The organism is Shewanella psychrophila, assembly GCF_002005305.1.
GTDB lineage: Bacteria > Pseudomonadota > Gammaproteobacteria > Enterobacterales > Shewanellaceae > Shewanella > Shewanella psychrophila.
Window position 1 is genome coordinate 3653176 of record NZ_CP014782.1, and the last position, 19382, is coordinate 3672557.

Consider the following 19382-nt stretch of genomic DNA (forward strand, 5'->3'; position numbering starts at 1 on the left):
CAAATCAGTTTTAGCCGCTACTTAGTCGCCACTCTTTCACCAGGAAGCCGACCTGCATCACCTTTCAAGTAGGTATCCAGAAACTTCACATAAGCTTCAGAAGCGGTAATTCGATTTTGCTTCTTACGGAATCCATGACCCTCATCATCAAAAACTACGTACTCAACTGGCACGCCGTTTTGCTTCACCTTTTCCACCAACTCATCACTCTCAACCTTAAGCACGCGTGGGTCATTAGCCCCTTGAATGACCATGAGTGGCTTAGTAATATTCTGTGCATGGAATAGCGGCGAGATAGCGCGATGGCGTTCGCCGTCAGTGGCAGGATCCCCCATCTCATCATAGAGCGCCTTCTTAAATGACTCCCACCAAGGCGGAATTGAATCTAACGTCCGAACCCAGTTAGTGACACCGAAGATATCGATACCTACCTTGAACTCTTCAGGCTCGAAGGCTAAAGCCGCAGCCGTCATATAGCCACCATAACTGCCCCCCATGACACCTATCTTATCTTTATCGACCCAATCTAATGTCTCTAGGTATTTCTTACCGTAAACGATATCCTGTAGGTCATTCTCACCATGATTCTTATCATCGAGGTGAAAGAAGGTCTTACCGTAACCTGAGCTGCCACGATTATTCACCGCAAAAACGGCGTAGCCATGGTTGATCAGATGTTGACGCATGGCGCTGTATCCGGTGCGACTCTGGCCTCCGGGTCCACCATGGACAAACACTACCGCAGGCCTTTTGTTATCTGCACTAGCCGTTTTTGGCTTAAACAATAAACCCGGAATTTCGAGATCATCGAAGCTCTTAAAACGTACCACTTCACTGGCGACTAAGTCATCGGGGTTAATCTTAGGATTTAAGGCTTGAGTCAGCTGATTTGCCGAATCAGTACCGAGTTGCCATACAAATAGATTCGACGGCGAAGTGTCTGAATTAATGTAGAAGGCGACATTCTTTTCATCTTTCGTGAAGTTAACATTTCTGAGATCGCCATCGGGTAGTTCAGGTAACTTGAGCGCTTTGCCTGTCTGAGTATCTAAGATACTGATACGTGTGCTGGCATCGGCGTTAACGCCGGAGACTCGATATCGTCCCGATTCTGAGAAATAAACAAAACTGACATTCCAATCATCTTTCACCGCTAGGCTATGCTCACCAGTGGCGATATCGTACTGCCATACCTGAGAGAACTCTCCCTTGGCATCGGTGCTGTAATACAGAGCACTGCCATCGGCTGAGAACGTCATCGGATTATAATTTGCAGGATCGTTATGCTGACTGATGATGCTAGGTTTAGCGATACGCTTTCTGAAATCTAATAGGTAGGTATCACTGTCTCTGTTGGTGTGGGTTTTAGACAGAGCAACAAAATGGCCGTCGCTCGAAACCTCTGAAATGTCGAAGCCTAGCTCATTCTTAAATACTAGCTCGCGCTCATAACTCTTGGCATCATAACGGTATAAATCCATAAACTTAGGATCGCGCTCGTTAGTTGTCGCAAAGAAGTACTTGCCATCGTTAGTGAAATTCACAAAATTAGCACGAGTCTCCTCACCCGGAGTAATATCCACGATCTTACCATCTAGCTCTCGTACAAACAGATGATAAAGTTCATTACCGCCATTATCTTGGGTCAACAAAACTCTATCATCATTAGGAAACCAAGAAACAGGATAAGTGGTGTCTTTAAAGGTTGTCAGGGGAGATTGCTCACCCGTCACAGCATTGACCTTATATAAATTAAAGATCCCTGATTTATCTGAGCCAATCAAAATTGACTCACCATCTGCTGAGAATGATGAACCGAAATAGGTGGTTGTCTCGAAGAAGGTCTTGGCATCATATTGCTGAACAGGCACTTGCTGTGTCAGCTGGGTACCGTCTGAAAACTGATTCGTTCCGGTATGAGTTCCAGAGCAAGCTGATAGACCTAAGCTAACAGCCAGCGCAAGCGCGCTAAGGTGAAGGGACTTTTTCATTGTGTTCCTCTTGTATAGTCATCGAAAAAGATCGTCAAAATCCATGTACTTCACGCCACTAACACCTACCGAGAGAATAAAAAAATCTCGATATAGTAGAAGTGACCAGATAGCAAGCTAGCTTATCGTTGGCGAAAAAACGAGTCATTTACATTTAAAGCACTGCATCAAATTCAGCCACAATCGTAAAAACTGTAAAGCTCTGATAACAAAAAAGGCCCATAAGGGCCTTCTCAACTAAGATTGGGATGGAAGTGACAGCCTGCAGGGTAGCCATTTCCCATCCCCGTTTACCACTCAAGTTAGCGACAAGCGGTAATCTGATGGGACCCGAGAGATTTAATTCTGAGGTCCCCCATAGACCCAATGCTTACAGCGCACGGTCAAAAACGTGGAACTTATCGATGCCATATGATTTACCTTCTGAATGACAGGTCGCACAAGACTCAGAAGTTGGCAGCGTATACCAATCTTCCAGCTTCTCAACATTGATTTCGCCACCTTGTTGAAGCATATGGTTCTTCGCCGAGTCATCATTATGACAAGCAAAACAGTTTGCAGTTATGGGACTAGTCATCACACCTGATACACCGCCGTTATAAGCTTTTGATAAGATATACTGGTTGGGAATAACGTCTAGGTCTATGCCTTCGGCATGACAAGCCACACAATTTTCAGCATTTAACTTAGCGGCTGAGTTTGCTTCACCTTCAGAGCTAGTTGCAGTATTACCCACTCCCCAGTGCATGCTATGAACCATAGGGCCGAAACCAGGCGCCGAGTTCTTCGCGCTGCGATCTTGGCCATTGTTATGACAAGCGACACAGTCTTTACCACCTTCGTTGTAGCTACCATTCTTATGGTAATTAGTCTCGTTAGTGTGACAAGTCGTACAACTTTCAGCCGTAACACTGTGGCGACGCTCGAAATCTTGGATTTTTAGACCTACATGATCGACAACATCTGAATAACTAGTGAAGGAGACGCCATCGTAACCGCCATCTTCATCTTGCTGTTTAAATGTCACTCGAGTACTGGCCGTTAACCCTGCTAAACGGTAATCAGTTTCCAAACCATCAAGATGCGGATAACAGATTGAGCGGCTACCATCAATATTCTCAATATACTGCTCAGATCCACGTGGGCTTGGACGGCCAACTAACGAATCATTTTTATAACCGTGAACATATGCACCGGCATATGTCAGGGTACCGTCTGAATATAGGGCTGCAATATTTAGCTGAATTTCGGAGTCGCCCGCAGTATTAAAGAGAGCAACATCGGTACATCAGCCACCATTCGGATACTCTTCCCACTCCAGGCCATCGTTAATATATGGCGCCGATGTCCTTGTATAATGAGTATCACGTAACTCGGCTCGTGCGGTTACTTGCTTGTGGAATAAGCGCGCATCTTCACCTTCATTGAAAGCATTAAAATTAGCCGTTAATCCTTTGGTACCTATACCAGCTGCATCATGACAATCCGTACAGGTCTGCATAGAGTAAACTGTTGTGATTGGTTTCTCATGACAGGTGTAACAGTTAGATGGTGCAAAGTCCTTCTCAAATTTTTGGTGATTAATATGACCAATTTTCTGCATAGTATTACGCGCATAACCACCATCATCACGTGCTATGTTACCGTGACAGGTCATACAGCCTGGGACTAAATCTGTTTCATTTTCTGGGTTTATTGCCGTATAGCTAGGATGCTTCAATGAAGATGTCCCATAGTCAGTATGGCAAGCATGACAGGTCGCTGTCGAAGTCGTATGGATGCCATCACTCTTAGCTACAACGATATAACGAGACTTAGCTATGTTATCCCCACCACCTACAGCAAAGCGAATCAGACCCTCAGTCCCCGCATTAACTGAAGCCATAGGTGCCACAAACTCATAGCGACCGGGCTCAACTTCAGTCAGGCTTGCACCTTCGGTCGCTTCACTTGCACTCCCGCCCAGAATCGTACCTTCAAAATCATCACGACTACGACCAATACCTTTCTCGGTTAGCTCGGCAACTTCTGCATTGGCTTTTACGAGACCCGATATTAATTGGCCTTCTTCATCGGTGATTTCAAACTCAAATCTCACCAAGCCTTCCTCTAACGTGTGAGCAATCATCTCAACGTTAGTCACAGTTGATGCTTCAACTGTTGGTGGTGGAGTTGGTTTGCCATCTTCACCGTCTTTACCATCACTGCCACATGCGGATAGGCCCATAGCCCCCGCCACTATCAACGCTATATAGCGCTTATTAAGGTTTTTCATCGCCACTCCAAATTCATCATTTTTATATGCAGATCTTTTACTCCCCTTGGAATACGATATTAAAAAAACCTTAATATTTGTAATGACTTGAGTGATTGCTAGACCTAAGTCATAACATTTTCGACCGAAAAACAAACAAGCAACAGGGGTGACATATCAGTAGCCACTAGCAGCAACCGAGGTAAAACAGGCTTGCTAATTTTAATGAGAAAGGGAGGTTTTGAGACACAAAAGCTTCAATGAATGTACGCTGAGGCGAACCTTAACCATAGATTAAACCCCTTATGAAACATAAGGATAAAAACTAAAGCTAATGTAGTTATAGCGAAATTAATAAGATATATAAACGAGCAGAAACACCATGAGTTTTTGATTAAAACAAAAGCTGCAACATAGGAAAATCAAGTTTATCTGATTATTTTTACCCGATAAAAAGCCAGCTCTCTGGCTGGCTTAAATAGCTATCAAACTTGTTATCAACAACAAGCTAACTCGCTATGAGCAACAATCTCTGCGCCACCAATTCTTAGGCAACTTCTCCAGTAAGACTTTTGCCATAAGTATGGCTAACACCACGCCAGAGCTATAAACGATAAAATCCGGTAATAAGTTATGCTGCTCACCAACCTGTGGCATAACCACAAAACCATAGGTTTCTACAAGATAGTTCACTATTATGCCAGAAACTAGAGCTACTCCGAGCACGCCACCTAAGTAACCCAACAATGCACGCTTGCCTAGCTCTTTAGTCACTACACCTAGTGTGGCTATGTTAGTTGCGGGGCCTGCCAACATGAAGACCAGAACAGCACCAGGGGAAACCCCCGCCAGCAAAAGACCTGCAGCTATTGGCGTCGATGCGGTAGCACAGATATACATAGGCACAGAGATAAGCACCACCACCAACATGGCTAAAATACCGTCTCCCCACTGGGCCATAAAGTCCGCTGGTACATAAGTCTGCACTATTGCCGCGAAAAACAGGCCTATCAGCAGCCAGATGGTGGTATCTCGTACTAAGTCAGTAGCCGCGAAATGTAAGCCCTTGCCGATACGACTAATCACAGGTGTCCCCTTAAGCTCGGCGGCGATGTCCTTGGTCGACTCGCAGCAACTTTCATCTTCACTGGCTTTAGCCGACTCACTCTTGACTGAGCTGCAGCATGAAGACTCCTTCTCTGGCGCTTTAGTTTTACTGCTGCAACATGCATCCGTTGTATCTAGTGACGCAGACGCCGATTCGGGGTTCGTCATAGAGCCAATCATAGGAGTCGCTAACAGGTTTTCACCGGCAGCCATAGGCGTCATAGTCACGGCAGGAGCCACCTTTGGTTCGGTCTTAGATCCAGATTTAGAAGCAGAACTACAACAGGAGTTCTTAACTTTAGGCTCAACCTTTTCTTTTTTACTGCTGCAGCAAGATACAGATGAGACAGTATCCTGCTTAGCTGAAGTTTTAGATTCAGAAATTACCGCATTGGACTCATTTTTGTCGTCACGCCCTACTAAAAGCCCAGCCACAATAGCACTGGTGACAGCCGCTATGGGTCTGACTATGGCCATGAAAGGGCCGAGTAGCACATAAGATACCGCCACAGAATCGACGCCAGTTTCCGGTGTAGAGACTAGAAATGAAGTTGTGGCAGCCTTAGAAGCACCTGAGCGTCGCAGACCGACGGCAGCTGGAATGACTCCGCAGGAGCACAGGGGTAAAGGAGCACCAAGAATGGCCGCCTTAACAGTGGTCTTAAATCCATGGCCACCTAGTTGTTTCTGCATCCAAGCCATAGGCACAAACATCTTCAACATCCCGGCTAAGAACAGCCCCAGTAGCAACCAGGGAGCAGAATCTAAAAAGAGGTCAATAAAATTCGCAAACAACATACCTAACCCTTATTTTGGCAATTTTTTGTGTACTGAGAATCATCATGGTGATGGTCATGGTTCTCACATTTGATATTATCTGTATTCGTCTCGAGCGCTTCCAATATTGAACAATGCTCGGCGCTCTCGGGGCCACCACAACAGGCATCGGATAATCGCTGCAGCGATACTTGAAAGTATTTAAGCTCGGCTATCTTGGCCTCTACATGAGCAAGTTTGCTGTCCACCATGCCCTTCACATCGGCGCACGCCCAGTTGGACTTATCTAACTCGATTGAAAGTAGCTCGGTGATCTCGGCTAAGGTAAACCCCACCGTCTTGGCCCGCAGAATAAAACGCAGGCGCTCGGCATCGTTTTCTGTATAGATCCTATAACCGGAATCGGTGCGTGAAGATGGCGATAGCAGACCATGCTTCTCATAAAATCTCAGGGTATCGGCTTTCACTTCACACTGTTTAGCCAACTCTCCAATCCGATACATTTTTCTGCTCCATTTAGCCCAATTGGCTCTAATTATCTGGAAGTATAAACCTTGGAGTTAAATCTAAGGTCAAGGGTTATTATGGGACTTATTTATGACCTGTGCTTGTTCTCCTGTGCGTATTGTGAAATCGCGCAGAAAAAAACAACCTATGAGCCCATTTTACGGTAAAATGTGCGCGCACGAATAGGGGCTCAACAAAGCAGCTAGAATTGAGGGACTTTTGGAAAGCGGTGAGGTGCTACACGCCTTTTATGCCGTTCTGTTTTCCGAAAGATCCTTAAATATAACTACTGGACACTGTACCCAAAATGAATAATGCCAGACCCATTCGTCGCGCGCTGTTAAGCGTTTCAGATAAAACCGGAATCCTTGAGTTTGCTAAAGCATTACATGCTCAGGGCGTAGAACTACTATCTACTGGTGGCACCGCCCGCCTTTTGGCTGACAACGGTGTGCCTGTCATTGAAGTATCGGAGCATACCGGACATCCGGAGATCATGGATGGTCGTGTCAAAACCTTGCACCCTAAAGTGCACGGTGGCATCTTGGCACGCCGCGGTATCGACGAGCTTGTCATGGAACAGAACAACATCAAGCCAATCGATCTGGTTGCCGTTAACTTGTACCCCTTCGCAGAAACAGTCGCTCAAGAAGGCTGTACTCTGGCTGATGCCGTGGAGAATATTGATATCGGCGGCCCGACTATGGTTCGCTCTACAGCGAAAAACCATAAAGACACCACCATCATAGTTAACACTCGAGATTACGATCGCGTGATCAAAGAGATGAATGACAATGAAGGCAGCACGACTCTTGAGACTCGTTTCGATTTAGCAATTGCCGCTTTTGAGCACACTGCCGCCTACGATGGCATGATCGCAAATTACTTTGGTACTATGGTTCCGGCTCATAGTAAAGACGAGTGTCCTGAAGACTCTAAATTCCCACGCACTTTCAATACTCAACTCATCAAGAAACAAGATCTGCGCTACGGTGAGAACAGCCATCAAACGGCCGCTTTCTATGTAGACACTCATATCGATGAAGCATCGGTTGCCAGTGCAATTCAGCTACAAGGTAAGGCACTGTCTTACAATAATATCGCCGATACAGATTCAGCTCTCGAGTGTGTGAAAGAATTCAGCGAGCCAGCTTGCGTCATCGTTAAACACGCCAATCCATGTGGTGTGGCTATCGGTAGCAACCTACTCGATGCCTACAACCGTGCATACCAAACCGATCCTACTTCGGCCTTCGGTGGCATCATCGCCTTCAATGGTGAACTAGACGAAAAAACCGCCAGCGCTATCGTTGAGCGTCAATTTGTCGAAGTGATCATCGCACCTAAAGTCAGCCAAGCCGCTCGCGATGCCATTGCCGCTAAGGCAAATGTCCGTCTGCTTGAATGTGGAGAGTGGGGCACTAAGACTAAGAGTCTCGATTACAAACGCGTCAACGGCGGACTGCTTCTACAAGATCGCGACCAGGGCATGGTTGGAATCGATGAAGTTAAAGTTGTCAGTAAGCGTCAACCTACTGAAGCCGAGATGAAAGATCTGATGTTCTGCTGGAAAGTGGCTAAGTTCGTTAAATCTAACGCCATCGTTTATGCCAAGAACAGCATGACTATCGGTGTGGGTGCAGGCCAGATGAGCCGTGTATACAGTGCAAAAGTAGCCGGTATCAAGGCTGCGGATGAAGGACTAGAAGTTCAGGATTCAGTGATGGCATCTGACGCCTTCTTCCCATTCCGTGACGGTATCGATGCCGCTGCCGCAGCAGGGATCAGTTGTATCATACAGCCAGGTGGTTCTATTCGTGATGAAGAGATCATCGCCGCTGCCGATGAACACGGCATGGCCATGGTATTTACCGGAATGCGTCACTTCCGTCATTAATTGAGACAAGGTGAAAGTTCCTAGGGTTTAGTTCCTAGGAACTCGAATTTCAAACAGAATATAAATTTTTAATATTTAGAGCAAAGCCATTATTTCTAGGTCATGGAAAGCATGCGCAGTGTATACCCACACATGAGCATGCTTGACACTGAGATAGGGAAAATGGAGCAGCGATAAAGGATAAAAAAATGAATGTATTAGTTATAGGTGGCGGCGGTCGTGAACATGCACTGGCATGGAAAGCTGCCCAATCGGCTCAAGTTGACACAGTTTTCGTTGCACCGGGTAATGCTGGCACCTCGAGTGAGCCTAAATTAGAAAATGTAGCCATTAATGTGGAAGATATCTCGGCTCTTGTGGCTTTTGCACAAGATAAACAGATTGAGCTCACCATAGTGGGTCCGGAAGTGCCATTAGCTTTGGGTGTTGTCGATGCCTTCAATGAAGCAAAGTTACCTATCTTTGGCCCGACTAAAGGGGCGGCGCAGCTGGAGTCTTCTAAAGCCTTCACTAAAGATTTCTTAGCGCGTCACAATATCCCCACGGCTGCCTATTCCAATTTCACCGAGATTGAACCGGCTAAGGCCTATGTCACCGAGATGACAGCAAGCACAGGCTTCCCTATCGTGATCAAGGCCGATGGTCTAGCGGCGGGTAAAGGCGTGATAATCGCCGAAGATCAGGCTCAGGCCGATGCGGCAATCGAAGATATGCTCGAAGGCAATAAGTTTGGTGAGGCCGGTTCTCGCGTGGTTGTCGAAGAGTTCCTAAAAGGCGAAGAAGCCAGCTTTATCGTCATGGTTGACGGCAACAACATACTCGCTATGGCCACCAGCCAAGATCACAAAGCCCGTGATAACGGCGATTACGGCCCTAACACAGGTGGCATGGGGGCATATTCACCGGCTCCAGTGGTAACTCAAGCGGTACATGATTGGACTATTAATAATGTGATTCGTCCAACGGTTGATGGCATGGCGGCAGAAGGCAACGTCTACACAGGTTTCCTCTATGCCGGCTTGATGATCTCACCCGATGGCAGTGCAAAAGTTTTAGAATACAACTGCCGCTTCGGCGACCCTGAGACTCAGCCTATCATGATGCGCCTAAAATCAGACTTAGTTGAGCTTTGTTTAGCCTCGACTCGTGGCGAGCTGGATAAGGTGACTGCAGAATTTGATGAGCGCGCAGCAGTCGGCGTTGTACTTGCTGCAGGTGGCTACCCGGAAGCCTATCGCAAGCATGATGTGATAGTTGGCCTAGACCTTGGTAACAAGGACGCTAAAGTCTTCCATGCGGGTACCAGCATGAAAGACGGACACGTAGTTACCAATGGCGGCCGCGTCTTGTGCGCAACAGCATTGGGAAACACTGTGACCGAAGCCCAAGCCAGCGCATACGGCTTAGTTGATACCATCCATTGGGATGACGTCTACTTCCGTACCGATATCGCTTATCGTGCGATTTCGCGGGAAAGCTAGAGATAGCTTACGCCTAAACTAAAAATTTAATGTAAAAGCCCTCAACAGAGGGCTTTTTTGTTGACTAATTTTAAGACCCGCGGATGGAGCTAGACTAATGCCCTGACGCCACCGATCTTCGGGCTATCTTGTCTATCAAACGCGGCGCAATCAACTTAAGCAAGCGCCCCAAGCGGCCTCTCATCGAAGTGATAAGTAATCGGCCTCGACTGGATATCACAGGTACCATCATCTTGGCACACTCCTCCGCCGTGAGTATCTTCGACTCTTGCATAGGTGACTCGCCTAAGGGGTGTCCATGCCTGTCCAAGGCACGTTTATGTATTTCTGAGACGACAAAATCCGGGCAAATAGTGGTGACAGCGACATTGTCATCGGCAAGCTCAATCCTCAGGGAATCGAAGAAGCCTATTACCGCATGTTTTGATGCTGCATATCCGGAGCGAGTGGGCACTCCCGTGAGGCCAGCTACCGAAGCGACGATAACCACTTGACCTAGATTCTTCTTAAGTTCGGGCAAGGCGGCATGAGTCAAATAGGCAGGACCTAAGTAATTAACCTTCATGATACGTTCCAGAATATCCAGCTCCATAAGATCATCGAACTTAGAAGACATGGTCATGCCCGCATTATTGACTAAAATATCTATGCGACCAAAATGCTCAACACTGGTGTCGATAAGTTGCTGACATTGAGACTTACTGGTGACATCTGCAGCAAAAACGAAAGGCTCGTGTCCTTGGCTGACAACCTCGTGAGCGAGTGAGAGTAATCTGGACTCATTTCTCGCGCTTAGAACTAACTTACAGCCTAACGGTGCCAAGGCGAGTGCTAGCGCTCTTCCAATCCCTTCTGAGGCTCCTGTGATTATGATGACTTTATCTGTCAGGCCTTCCATATTCATTCCTTGAATAATGATTTTATCTAAGTATATAGCATAGATAAAATCACACATCGAGTTCAGAGATTGATTATTAATTAACTCATGCTGTCAGACGTTGAGATACTGGTTTCCTTGGCTGATAACTGGACAGAGGTTGAGGTCGGCCTATGGCATACCCTTGGGCGTAGTTAATCCCTATCTCCTGCAACTTATCTATAATATCTTGATTTTCAACAAATTCTGCGACAGTCTCTATGCCCATAACACAACATACATCATGGATAGACTTAACGATGGCAAAGTCTTTCGCGTTAGTGGCTAAATTTTTCACGAAGCAACCATCTATCTTCACATAATCCACTGGCAGCTCTTTAAGATAACCATAAGAGGCAAATCCACTACCAAAATCATCTAACGCAAAGGAGAACCCAAGCTTTCTCAAGTATTCGAGCATATCCATAGCACGGTTTCTATTTTGAATCGCACTGGTTTCGGTGATCTCGAAACAAATACACTTACTGGGTATAGCGAAACGTTCGAACTGCTGGGTAATGTAATCCACCATGCCCTCGGCGCCTAAGCTATTACCCGATAGATTAATAGATATACAGTGGTCATCCCAGATCTCTTCATGCATAGATAGCCAGAGAAAAGTCTTTCTAATCACCTCCTTATCTACATCATTCATCAATTTAAAGCGCTCAGCTGCGGCAATAAATTGAGCCGGGGATAATATCCGTCCATTTGGCTCCTGAATACGCAGTAAAATCTCCATGCGTTGCCTATGTTTACCTGTGCCCATCCCCTGAATAGGTTGATAGTAGAGCAGCAGTTCATTGTGCTCTATCGCTTGACCAATTCTAACCGCCCACATAGGCGCATTACGTTGGCAGGTCAGCTCTTTATCTTTATCATCATAGAAGTGAACCTGATTGCAGCCTTTACTTTTTGCCGCAAAGCAGGCGATATCAGCGTCTTTCAATAACTCTTTCGCCGAAATGTAAGGAGCCCTGGCTATGGCAATCCCAGCACTGACACCGACCTTATAATGACAAGCATTGTCCCGCAGCACTTGCATCGACACACTGGCAACTATACGTTTGGTTAATTGAGCCACCTCCAAGGCGCTATGATCTCGGATCGCTAAGCCAAACTCATCACCACCTAGCCTGGCTAGCATCTCATCTTTAGTCAGGCAAGATTGCATCGCCCTAGCCACCATAACTAGCATCCTGTCTCCCGCGCTATGGCCACAAGAGTCATTGATTAACTTGAACTGCTCTAAGTCAAAATAGCAAATAGCAATCGATTGAGCCCCAAGGCTGAATCCCTCTAATCTCTCTTCGAAAGCTCGGCGGTTAAGCAGGGAAGTAATGGGGTCGAAGTTGGCTCGCTGACGTAATTTACGCTTGAGCAGCTCCTCCTGAGTGATGTCCCTGAGCAGAATAACGGTTCCCATCACTCGCTGCTTATGGTTAAGCAAATTACTAATGCTGCGTTCCATAATTCGTGTCGATTCGCTATTCAGCTTGAGCTTACTCAGTGCCGGTTCCTGTGCCCGACTGGCCATAAAGTCGAACAAATCTTGGTTAAAACTCTTATCTGTTTTAAGTAAGACGTCGACGGATACTCCTATGGCATAGGCACTCTTTACCCCGAGCAATCGCTCGGCCTGAGGATTTAAATACACCACTTTTGCCTTGGTATCGGTCAATATTACAGCTTCGGCAATTGATTCTAAGGTGGTTTTTGAGCGCTCTTTGAGTTGAAAAATCTTTGCCAACAAGGTATTGATCCTGTCAGCCATCACCACGAGTTCGAAGCAACCACCTCCTATCAGAGGCGTGTAAGTCTTAGCCGTGGGATCTATTTCCTCCAACTGTGTCATCAAGCGATGAAATGGGCGTATAAGCCCTAATTTCAACCAGATATAACCAGCTATGAGTATCAATATCCCTACACAAACGATACCAATCGAGACCAAATCATATTTTAATTGTACTTGATTGAAAGCCTTGTCAGAGAAGTTGACCTCCAGGTAAGCAGGTTTATCATAGATCAAACTTGGCACCTCTAAGAACGAGGTGTCACTCCTGGAGTTGGTTTGTTGAACCGGCGCGGCGCCATCTAGGATGGTCATCCTACTCACTATACCTTGTAAGCCATAGCCCAATAGATACTCAGAAGTCAGCCTCCTCACCATCATAACCGACCTGTTTGGTTCGATCGGCACGACACTCACGATATAGCTAATCCCTTTATTTATATACACTCCAGAATGGGGAGAGGTCCCGTGTGACAGATAACTGGGAATAGGTTTAAGCTCGAATGACATCACGTCATCATAAAGTGGAGAAAATGGCTTTAACTGCCCCTCATTGAGATAAAATAGGCTGAGATGCTCAGATATTCTGCTCGCTCTCCAAGCTTCATCTAAGGTGATTCTCTTAAGCGGGCTTAACTCCGACAGGGGCACGGCATAGATATTAGCGAGTAACTCTAACTGCTTGATATCTTTATTGAGCTGAGATCCTATGGTGACTAACTCAGTATTAAATGTACTCAGCTTTAAAGACTCGATTCTATGATCGAACCACATGCTTAAGCAGTAGGAAACAGAAATCACTGCAGGCATGCAGAAACCTACAACAAAGACGATCAGTTTTTTGCCTATATGCATCTTCTCTCGCAGCGATAAACTTTGAAAATTAACGACGGAATCCACTAAATTGATTTAGCGCTTCCATAACTTCGGCATGCAAAATACCCCATTTACATCACGGATAAAACCCGTTTTGCTTTGCCCGTTGCTAAAGTAGGCAATAGAGTGCATTTTTTGCTACTCGCCTATCTTGATATAGCTCAGTAAGGCGACCAATAAACTGTAAAACAATCAGAATTACCCCAGAAATGAGATGTGACACTTTCGTGATACTTTCTTATCTAACTTGTGATTAAGTCGCGACAACCCGGTGACATAACTTTGTAACAATCAAATGATACCCAATCGATTCGTCTACAAGGAGATACACCATGAATCTAAACCACGCCACTCGTCTGTTAATACTCGGCAGTATGATAAGCATTCCAGTCTCTGCCGCCGATTTAGAGATCAGCATCACCAACCTGACCCATGGCAACCACTTTACCCCTATCCTAATCACAGCCCATGATGATGCCAGTCACCTTTTCCAATCAGGAGAGATAGCCAGCCCTGCACTGCAGAAGATGGCAGAGGGAGGAGATATTGCTGACTTAGCCACGGCAGCGATGGGCAACAATGAGATAACGGTGGAGAACCCAGCCATGGGACTCTTAGCTGCAGGCGCTAAAACTGGTGGTATCATGTTAGATACACAAGCTATGACTCATCTGTCGGTAGTCGCTATGGTGTTACCCACCAACGATGCTTTCATCGGTTTAGATGCATGGGAGATACCTACAACGGCTGGCACCTATACCCTTAACCTCAATGCTTATGATGCTGGCACCGAAGCGAATGATGAAATAATTAATGGCGGTGGCATGCCTGGAGCACCTGGGATACCTGCAGCACCTGGCGGCGATGGTGGCACTAATGGCACCGGAGTAATGGACACCAGCAGCAATACGAATGTTCATATCCATCCTGGTGTATTAGGCGATACAGATACGGCTGGTGGCATGAGTGACGTCGATAGTCGCATCCACAGATGGCTAAACCCGGTCGCTAGAGTCGTCGTGGTCGTTAAATAAGGGGCAAATTATGAGCATCATCAAACAAATGACCCATAAGCGACTCACTGCCTCCATGGTGATCGCTACTCTGTTCACCCTGAGTGCATGTTCAGATAATGACAATGACGCCATGGATACACCTGAGCCAACCCCTGTCCCGACACAAGATTACCGAGTGACAGTGACTAACTTGACCGCTAACCAACCTATGTCTCCAATCGCCTTGATAAGGCATTCAGCAGATATGACAGCATGGCAAACTGGTGGGTCAGCCAGCCTTCCTCTGGAAACTTTAGCCGAATCGGGTGATAGTGCAGGCTTTGCCGATATGGATGGTGTGGATGCACTCGTCAATGGTCAAGGAGTTTTACCCTCTGGCATGACAGAGAGTATCGAACTCAAGCTTAGCCAAGATGAGGTCTCTTCAATCTCGGTGCTAACCATGTTAGTTAACACTAATGACGCCTTCGCCGGGCTAAATAGCGTTTCTCTGGTGGATCTAACAATCAACACCAAAGTGACATTTAGCTCCATCGCCTACGATGCAGGCACCGAAGCCAACTCCGAAGCTAAGGGAAGCATTCCCGGACCAGCAGACAGCGGAGAAGGCTTTAATGCCATGCGAGACGATGTTGATAGGGTTCATGCTCACCCAGGTGTCATCAGCGCCGACGATGGATTGGCCGATTCGGTATTATCAGCCTCCCATAGGTTCGATAACCCTGTTCTGAGCATCTCAATCGAACGACTGAGATAAGCATGAGAAAATAATTGTTCGAAATAAATACCGCCCGAATCAGGTCTATTGATTTACGGATCTGCTTTGGGTGACTCAAGATGAATGGAACACAGAAGGCATTTGGTGAACACTATAGCCACCACATATTAATTGTGGAAGATGAGCCTGATCTGGCGAACTTGATCAAACTCAATCTCAATACTTTAAGCTATGGAGTGTCCCATAGCACGACATTGAAACATGCCAGAGAAACATTAGAGATAAGGCATTTTGATCTCATTCTCATCGATCGCATGCTTCCCGACGGAGATGGCATCATGCTGTGTCAGCAACTCAGAGAATCGGGCCAAACTGTGCCATGTATGATGTTGACGGCTAAAGATTCCGAGGCCGATATTGTACTCGGATTAGAAGCCGGAGCAGATGATTACTTAGTCAAACCATTCAGCGTCTTAGAGTTGAGAGCTAGAGTCAAAGCCTTACTACGCAGGAGCCACTTGATTGAAGACCAACAGGAATCACAGCTGGATTTCAATGGCATAACCATTAACTGTACCACTCGAGAAGTGATAGCTTTCGATACCAATTTGGACCTCACAGCCAGAGAGTTTGATCTCTTACTGTTTATGGCTAAGCATCCAAAGCAAGTATTCAGCCGTATGCAGCTGCTGGAAGCCGTCTGGGGCTACTCATATAGCGGATATGAACATACAGTCAATAGCCATATCAACCGCCTGAGAGCCAAACTGTCCCATTGTTCATCCACTGCCGATCTGGTGAAAACAGTTTGGGGAGTAGGATACAAATTCTCACCACCAAGCCAAACCTTGAACCATTAATGAATCTGGATGGTGGGCTCGATGAACTGGTGAACCTATCTAAGGCCTAAACTATGAAGAGTTTATTTAGTCGACTGCTCTTGTCGGCGAGTGTGATTGTTTTCATCTTGATACTGGCCGTTTGGCAGTGGTTTCAATTCAGTCAAGATTTTAGCCGTAACCAGGTACAACAATCTCTACACCAAGAGTTAGCCCTGCATATGGCGCACATTAATCCCTTGCTGTCCCAAGGAATCACCTCAGATGCAGCATTAAAAGAAGCCTTTCATGACTTCATGCTTCTGGGGCCCAGTTTCGAGATTTACACCTTAGACATTCAAGGCAATGTCATCGCCTACGATGCAAACGAAGAGAAAATAAAACGTCCACAAATATCGACTCAACCCATAGAGGCCTTCATCGAAGGTGGTGAACTGCCAATTAAAGGCATGGATCCTCGCTCACCAGATAGCAATAAAATATTCTCAGCAGCTCATCTGCAAGAAGCCTCAGGCAAGATCACAGGTTACCTCTATGTCATCATAGGTGGTGAAGATTTTGATATGTGGCAATCCTTGGTCAGTGAACACCAAGCACCGCGGATCTGGGGAGGTATGCTCATCGGCTCTAGTATCTTTGCTTTACTGTTATTTGCCTTATTAGCCAGATACTTGACCGCGCCTCTATCCAGACTTGAACAAGACTTACGTCTAGTAGAAAACCAAAAGCTCGCCGATGGTTTAAGCCTATCTAATGATTACCGGGGTAGCATAGAGATCCGTCAATTAAGCTTACATATAAAACGCTTACTCAAGGAAATAAGTCAGCAACATCTCGCCATCAATCGCCAGCAGCAGGCGAGGCATGACTTCATGCTGCATCTATCACATGATCTTAAGACCCCGCTCACTTCACTGCAGGGATATATCGATACTTGGCTATTATTGCCTGCCAATGAGCGCAGTAGTGACCTCATCGAAGTCGCCGCCAACTCAGGAAAATATATACAGCAACTTCTTAGCCAGATGCTGGAGCTAGCTGCACTGGAAAACGGTCAAATCACCCCAGAATTTAAAGAGACCAGGCTGAGTTTATTGCTAGAGGAATTAAAGCAATACTTTACTCCCAGAGCCAATACACAAAAGGTGCGGCTCGACTTTGAAGTAGACGAGAACCTATCAATCATCACCGACCCTCAAATATTAATGCGAGTCCTATCTAACCTTGTAGATAATGCCATTCGCTATACACCATCGGGTGGCATCATAAGTATTAAGCTGATCGCCGCCAACACAAGTCCAGAAGCTCAAAGCCACCAGCGTATTTGGCTCAGCGTATCCGATAACGGCTCTGGCATGCATAAACATGAGCTTCAGGCACTACAACAGATGCGCAATAAACCTAGCTTTAAACGCGATGATATCTTGCCTCAACTCGGTGTGGGGCTGGCGATAGTGAGACAATTACTAGGCCTACTTGAGTGCAATATAGATATCAATAGCACCCCGGGAGAAGGCAGCTGCTTCCAGATTGAGTTGCAGAAAATCTAGTCTAGATTTGAATTTGATAAATGACAGAGCAAAAAAAGACCCGCCCTGAAGGCGTAATGCCGATCACTTAGTCACTATTTTGCATACATAATCACTTTTTATTCACTTTCTGAATTAACGGAATTTGTGTAGCAATCATTGACTAACAGCAGAACGAGTAAGGGCTACAGCCAGATTTAGATTAAATCCCCTGTAGCCCTTATTTTATCAATATTTTTTCTTAACTTACCGGCATTAGCCCTGAAGGCGAGTCTTCTCGAATAACATATCGCTAATGACTTATTCCTAAGCGCTTAGCTATAAGTTACTTATGGTATTGAGCCGACAGTTCATGCACAGACTTGATAAATGCACCTGCATGCTCAGGATCGACATGTTGATGGATACCATGGCCTAAGTTAAATACATGGCCAGTTCCTTCGCCGTAGCTTGCAAGGATTTGATCAACTTCTTGATGAATACGCTCAGGTGAAGCATAAAGTACCGAAGGATCCATATTGCCCTGAAGTGCGACTTTATTCCCGACACGACGACGTGCGTCACCAAGATCAACCGTCCAATCCAGACCCAATGCATCACAACCAGTCTCAGCCATAGACTCTAACCATAAACCGCCACCTTTAGTGAACAGGGTTACAGGAACCTGACGACCGTCTGCATGACGAGTCAGACCATCGACTATCTTCTGCATATAACGAAGTGAGAATTCACGGTAAGCATGGTGGGACAGTGCGCCACCCCAGGAATCGAAAATCATCAAAGATTGTGCGCCGTTAGCCACTTGTGCATTCAGATATAGAATCACTGAATCGGCAAGTTTATCTAACAGCATGTGCAAGGCTGCTGGCTCTTCGTAGGCCATCTTCTTGATCTTCTCGAACGTCTTGCTTGAACCACCCTCAACCATATAAGTGGCGAGTGTCCATGGAGAACCAGAGAAACCAATTAGTGGTACTTCACCCTTAAGCTCACGACGAATGGTACTTACGGCACGCATCACATAGCCTAACTCATCTTCCGGATCTGGAATTGAGAGCTTTTTAATAGCATCAATAGTATCGGTCGGGCGCTGGAAACGTGGGCCTTCGCCAGTCTCGAAATATAGACCTAAACCCATGGCATCTGGAATAGTCAGAATATCAGAGAATAAAATAGCGGCATCCAGATCATAACGGCGTAGTGGCTGTAGCGTCACTTCACAAGCCAAGTCCTGATCCTTACAAAGAGACATGAAGTCACCGGCCTGAGCACGTGTAGCTTTATATTCTGGAAGATAACGGCCAGCTTGACGCATCATCCATACAGGAGTTCTGTCGACAGGTTGTTGCAACAACGCACGTAAATAACGATCATTCTTTAATTCTGCCATTTGGCTTGATTCCTAAACTTATAGTGATATCCGCTTGGGTCGCTAGTTTAGCATTTACGTTAATAAAGTAACCTTAATCTGAGTATTTATGTGACAAAGCCCCCCAGATACGTAATTTTTCCCTAATGAGCCGCTCTAATGCACCCTACAGCACATTTTAAGTAAAATACCCTGATAAAAAATAGTGTTAATGTTCCCAATATGACAGAAAAAAGTTGCACACATCTTCAGCCTTTGGTATAAAAAGTCTGCGCTAGCAAGAACAATCAAGAAGCTCGTCGCATCGAGCCCG

The 19382-nt window shown here is 46.0% G+C and carries 14 protein-coding genes; 6 read left to right on the forward strand and 8 right to left on the reverse strand.

The features are described from left to right. Nucleotides 1-17 precede the first annotated feature (17 nt). The 5 genes from sps_RS15655 to zntR form a co-directional block, all read right to left on the reverse strand. Nucleotides 18-1991: an alpha/beta hydrolase family protein gene (locus sps_RS15655; protein ID WP_077753377.1), complete on the reverse strand. Its 1974-nt coding sequence runs from the start codon at nt 1989-1991 to the stop codon at nt 18-20. Nucleotides 1992-2361: 370 nt separating this feature from the next. Continuing rightward, entirely contained in the window at nt 2362-3063 is a 702-nt protein-coding gene (locus tag sps_RS29145) for a multiheme c-type cytochrome (protein ID WP_335695430.1), read from the reverse strand. A gap of 216 nt (nt 3064-3279) precedes the next feature. Then, entirely contained in the window at nt 3280-4266 is a 987-nt protein-coding gene (locus sps_RS29150; protein ID WP_335695431.1) for a hypothetical protein, read from the reverse strand. 495 nt (nt 4267-4761) lie between these two features. Further along, on the reverse strand, nt 4762-6150 hold the full coding sequence (locus sps_RS15665; RefSeq protein ID WP_077753378.1) for an SO_0444 family Cu/Zn efflux transporter: 1389 nt from the start codon (nt 6148-6150) through the stop codon (nt 4762-4764). A 2-nt stretch (nt 6151-6152) separates the two neighbouring features. Beyond that, nucleotides 6153-6632 (reverse strand): Zn(2+)-responsive transcriptional regulator, encoded by a 480-nt coding sequence (zntR, locus tag sps_RS15670; protein ID WP_077753379.1) that lies wholly within the window; start codon nt 6630-6632, stop codon nt 6153-6155. 311 nt (nt 6633-6943) lie between these two features. Here zntR and purH point away from each other — a divergent pair, with 311 nt between their 5' ends. Both purH and purD read left to right on the forward strand, forming a co-directional pair. Then, a complete protein-coding gene (purH, locus tag sps_RS15675) occupies nt 6944-8533 on the forward strand; it encodes a bifunctional phosphoribosylaminoimidazolecarboxamide formyltransferase/IMP cyclohydrolase (protein WP_077753380.1) in 1590 nt (529 codons plus the stop codon). Between the two features lie 188 nt (nt 8534-8721). Then, on the forward strand, nt 8722-10014 hold the full coding sequence (gene purD / locus sps_RS15680) for a phosphoribosylamine--glycine ligase (protein ID WP_077753381.1): 1293 nt from the start codon (nt 8722-8724) through the stop codon (nt 10012-10014). Between the two features lie 94 nt (nt 10015-10108). Here the strand turns inward: purD and sps_RS15685 are convergent, their stop codons facing one another. Beyond that, entirely contained in the window at nt 10109-10912 is an 804-nt protein-coding gene (locus sps_RS15685) for an SDR family oxidoreductase (protein ID WP_077753382.1), read from the reverse strand. Between the two features lie 85 nt (nt 10913-10997). Next, on the reverse strand, nt 10998-13577 hold the full coding sequence (locus tag sps_RS15690; RefSeq protein ID WP_077755719.1) for a putative bifunctional diguanylate cyclase/phosphodiesterase: 2580 nt from the start codon (nt 13575-13577) through the stop codon (nt 10998-11000). 353 nt (nt 13578-13930) lie between these two features. Here sps_RS15690 and sps_RS15695 point away from each other — a divergent pair, with 353 nt between their 5' ends. From sps_RS15695 to sps_RS15710, 4 genes are all read left to right on the forward strand, one after another. After that, the gene (locus sps_RS15695; RefSeq protein ID WP_077753383.1) at nt 13931-14632 is read left to right on the forward strand and encodes a spondin domain-containing protein; all 702 of its coding nucleotides are present in this window, start codon (nt 13931-13933) and stop codon (nt 14630-14632) included. A gap of 10 nt (nt 14633-14642) precedes the next feature. Beyond that, nucleotides 14643-15371, forward strand: coding sequence for a spondin domain-containing protein (locus sps_RS15700; protein WP_077753384.1), 729 nt, complete (start codon nt 14643-14645; stop codon nt 15369-15371). A gap of 80 nt (nt 15372-15451) precedes the next feature. Beyond that, on the forward strand, nt 15452-16192 hold the full coding sequence (locus sps_RS15705) for a response regulator transcription factor (protein ID WP_077753385.1): 741 nt from the start codon (nt 15452-15454) through the stop codon (nt 16190-16192). Between the two features lie 53 nt (nt 16193-16245). Continuing rightward, complete coding sequence (locus sps_RS15710) at nt 16246-17721, forward strand: sensor histidine kinase (RefSeq protein ID WP_077753386.1); 1476 nt, start codon at nt 16246-16248, stop codon at nt 17719-17721. Nucleotides 17722-18025: 304 nt separating this feature from the next. On the opposite strand, the gene hemE is transcribed toward sps_RS15710, so the two are convergent. Then, nucleotides 18026-19090 carry a uroporphyrinogen decarboxylase gene (gene hemE, locus sps_RS15715; RefSeq protein ID WP_077753387.1) on the reverse strand — a complete coding sequence of 355 codons (1065 nt, stop codon included), beginning with the start codon at nt 19088-19090 and terminating at the stop codon, nt 18026-18028. Nucleotides 19091-19382 lie beyond the last annotated feature (292 nt).

Bases quoted from the DNA above. Each gene is read 5' to 3' on its own strand.
- sps_RS15655 (WP_077753377.1), bottom strand. From the start codon at position 1,991: ATGAAAAAGTCCCTTCACCTTAGCGCGCTTGCGCTGGCTGTTAGCTTA.
- sps_RS29150 (WP_335695431.1), bottom strand. From the start codon at position 4,266: ATGAAAAACCTTAATAAGCGCTATATAGCGTTGATAGTGGCGGGGGCT.
- sps_RS15665 (WP_077753378.1), bottom strand. From the start codon at position 6,150: ATGTTGTTTGCGAATTTTATTGACCTCTTTTTAGATTCTGCTCCCTGG.
- zntR (WP_077753379.1), bottom strand. From the start codon at position 6,632: ATGTATCGGATTGGAGAGTTGGCTAAACAGTGTGAAGTGAAAGCCGAT.
- purH (WP_077753380.1), top strand. From the start codon at position 6,944: ATGAATAATGCCAGACCCATTCGTCGCGCGCTGTTAAGCGTTTCAGAT.
- purD (WP_077753381.1), top strand. From the start codon at position 8,722: ATGAATGTATTAGTTATAGGTGGCGGCGGTCGTGAACATGCACTGGCA.
- sps_RS15685 (WP_077753382.1), bottom strand. From the start codon at position 10,912: ATGGAAGGCCTGACAGATAAAGTCATCATAATCACAGGAGCCTCAGAA.
- sps_RS15690 (WP_077755719.1), bottom strand. From the start codon at position 13,577: ATGCATATAGGCAAAAAACTGATCGTCTTTGTTGTAGGTTTCTGCATG.
- sps_RS15695 (WP_077753383.1), top strand. From the start codon at position 13,931: ATGAATCTAAACCACGCCACTCGTCTGTTAATACTCGGCAGTATGATA.
- sps_RS15700 (WP_077753384.1), top strand. From the start codon at position 14,643: ATGAGCATCATCAAACAAATGACCCATAAGCGACTCACTGCCTCCATG.
- sps_RS15705 (WP_077753385.1), top strand. From the start codon at position 15,452: ATGAATGGAACACAGAAGGCATTTGGTGAACACTATAGCCACCACATA.
- sps_RS15710 (WP_077753386.1), top strand. From the start codon at position 16,246: ATGAAGAGTTTATTTAGTCGACTGCTCTTGTCGGCGAGTGTGATTGTT.
- hemE (WP_077753387.1), bottom strand. From the start codon at position 19,090: ATGGCAGAATTAAAGAATGATCGTTATTTACGTGCGTTGTTGCAACAA.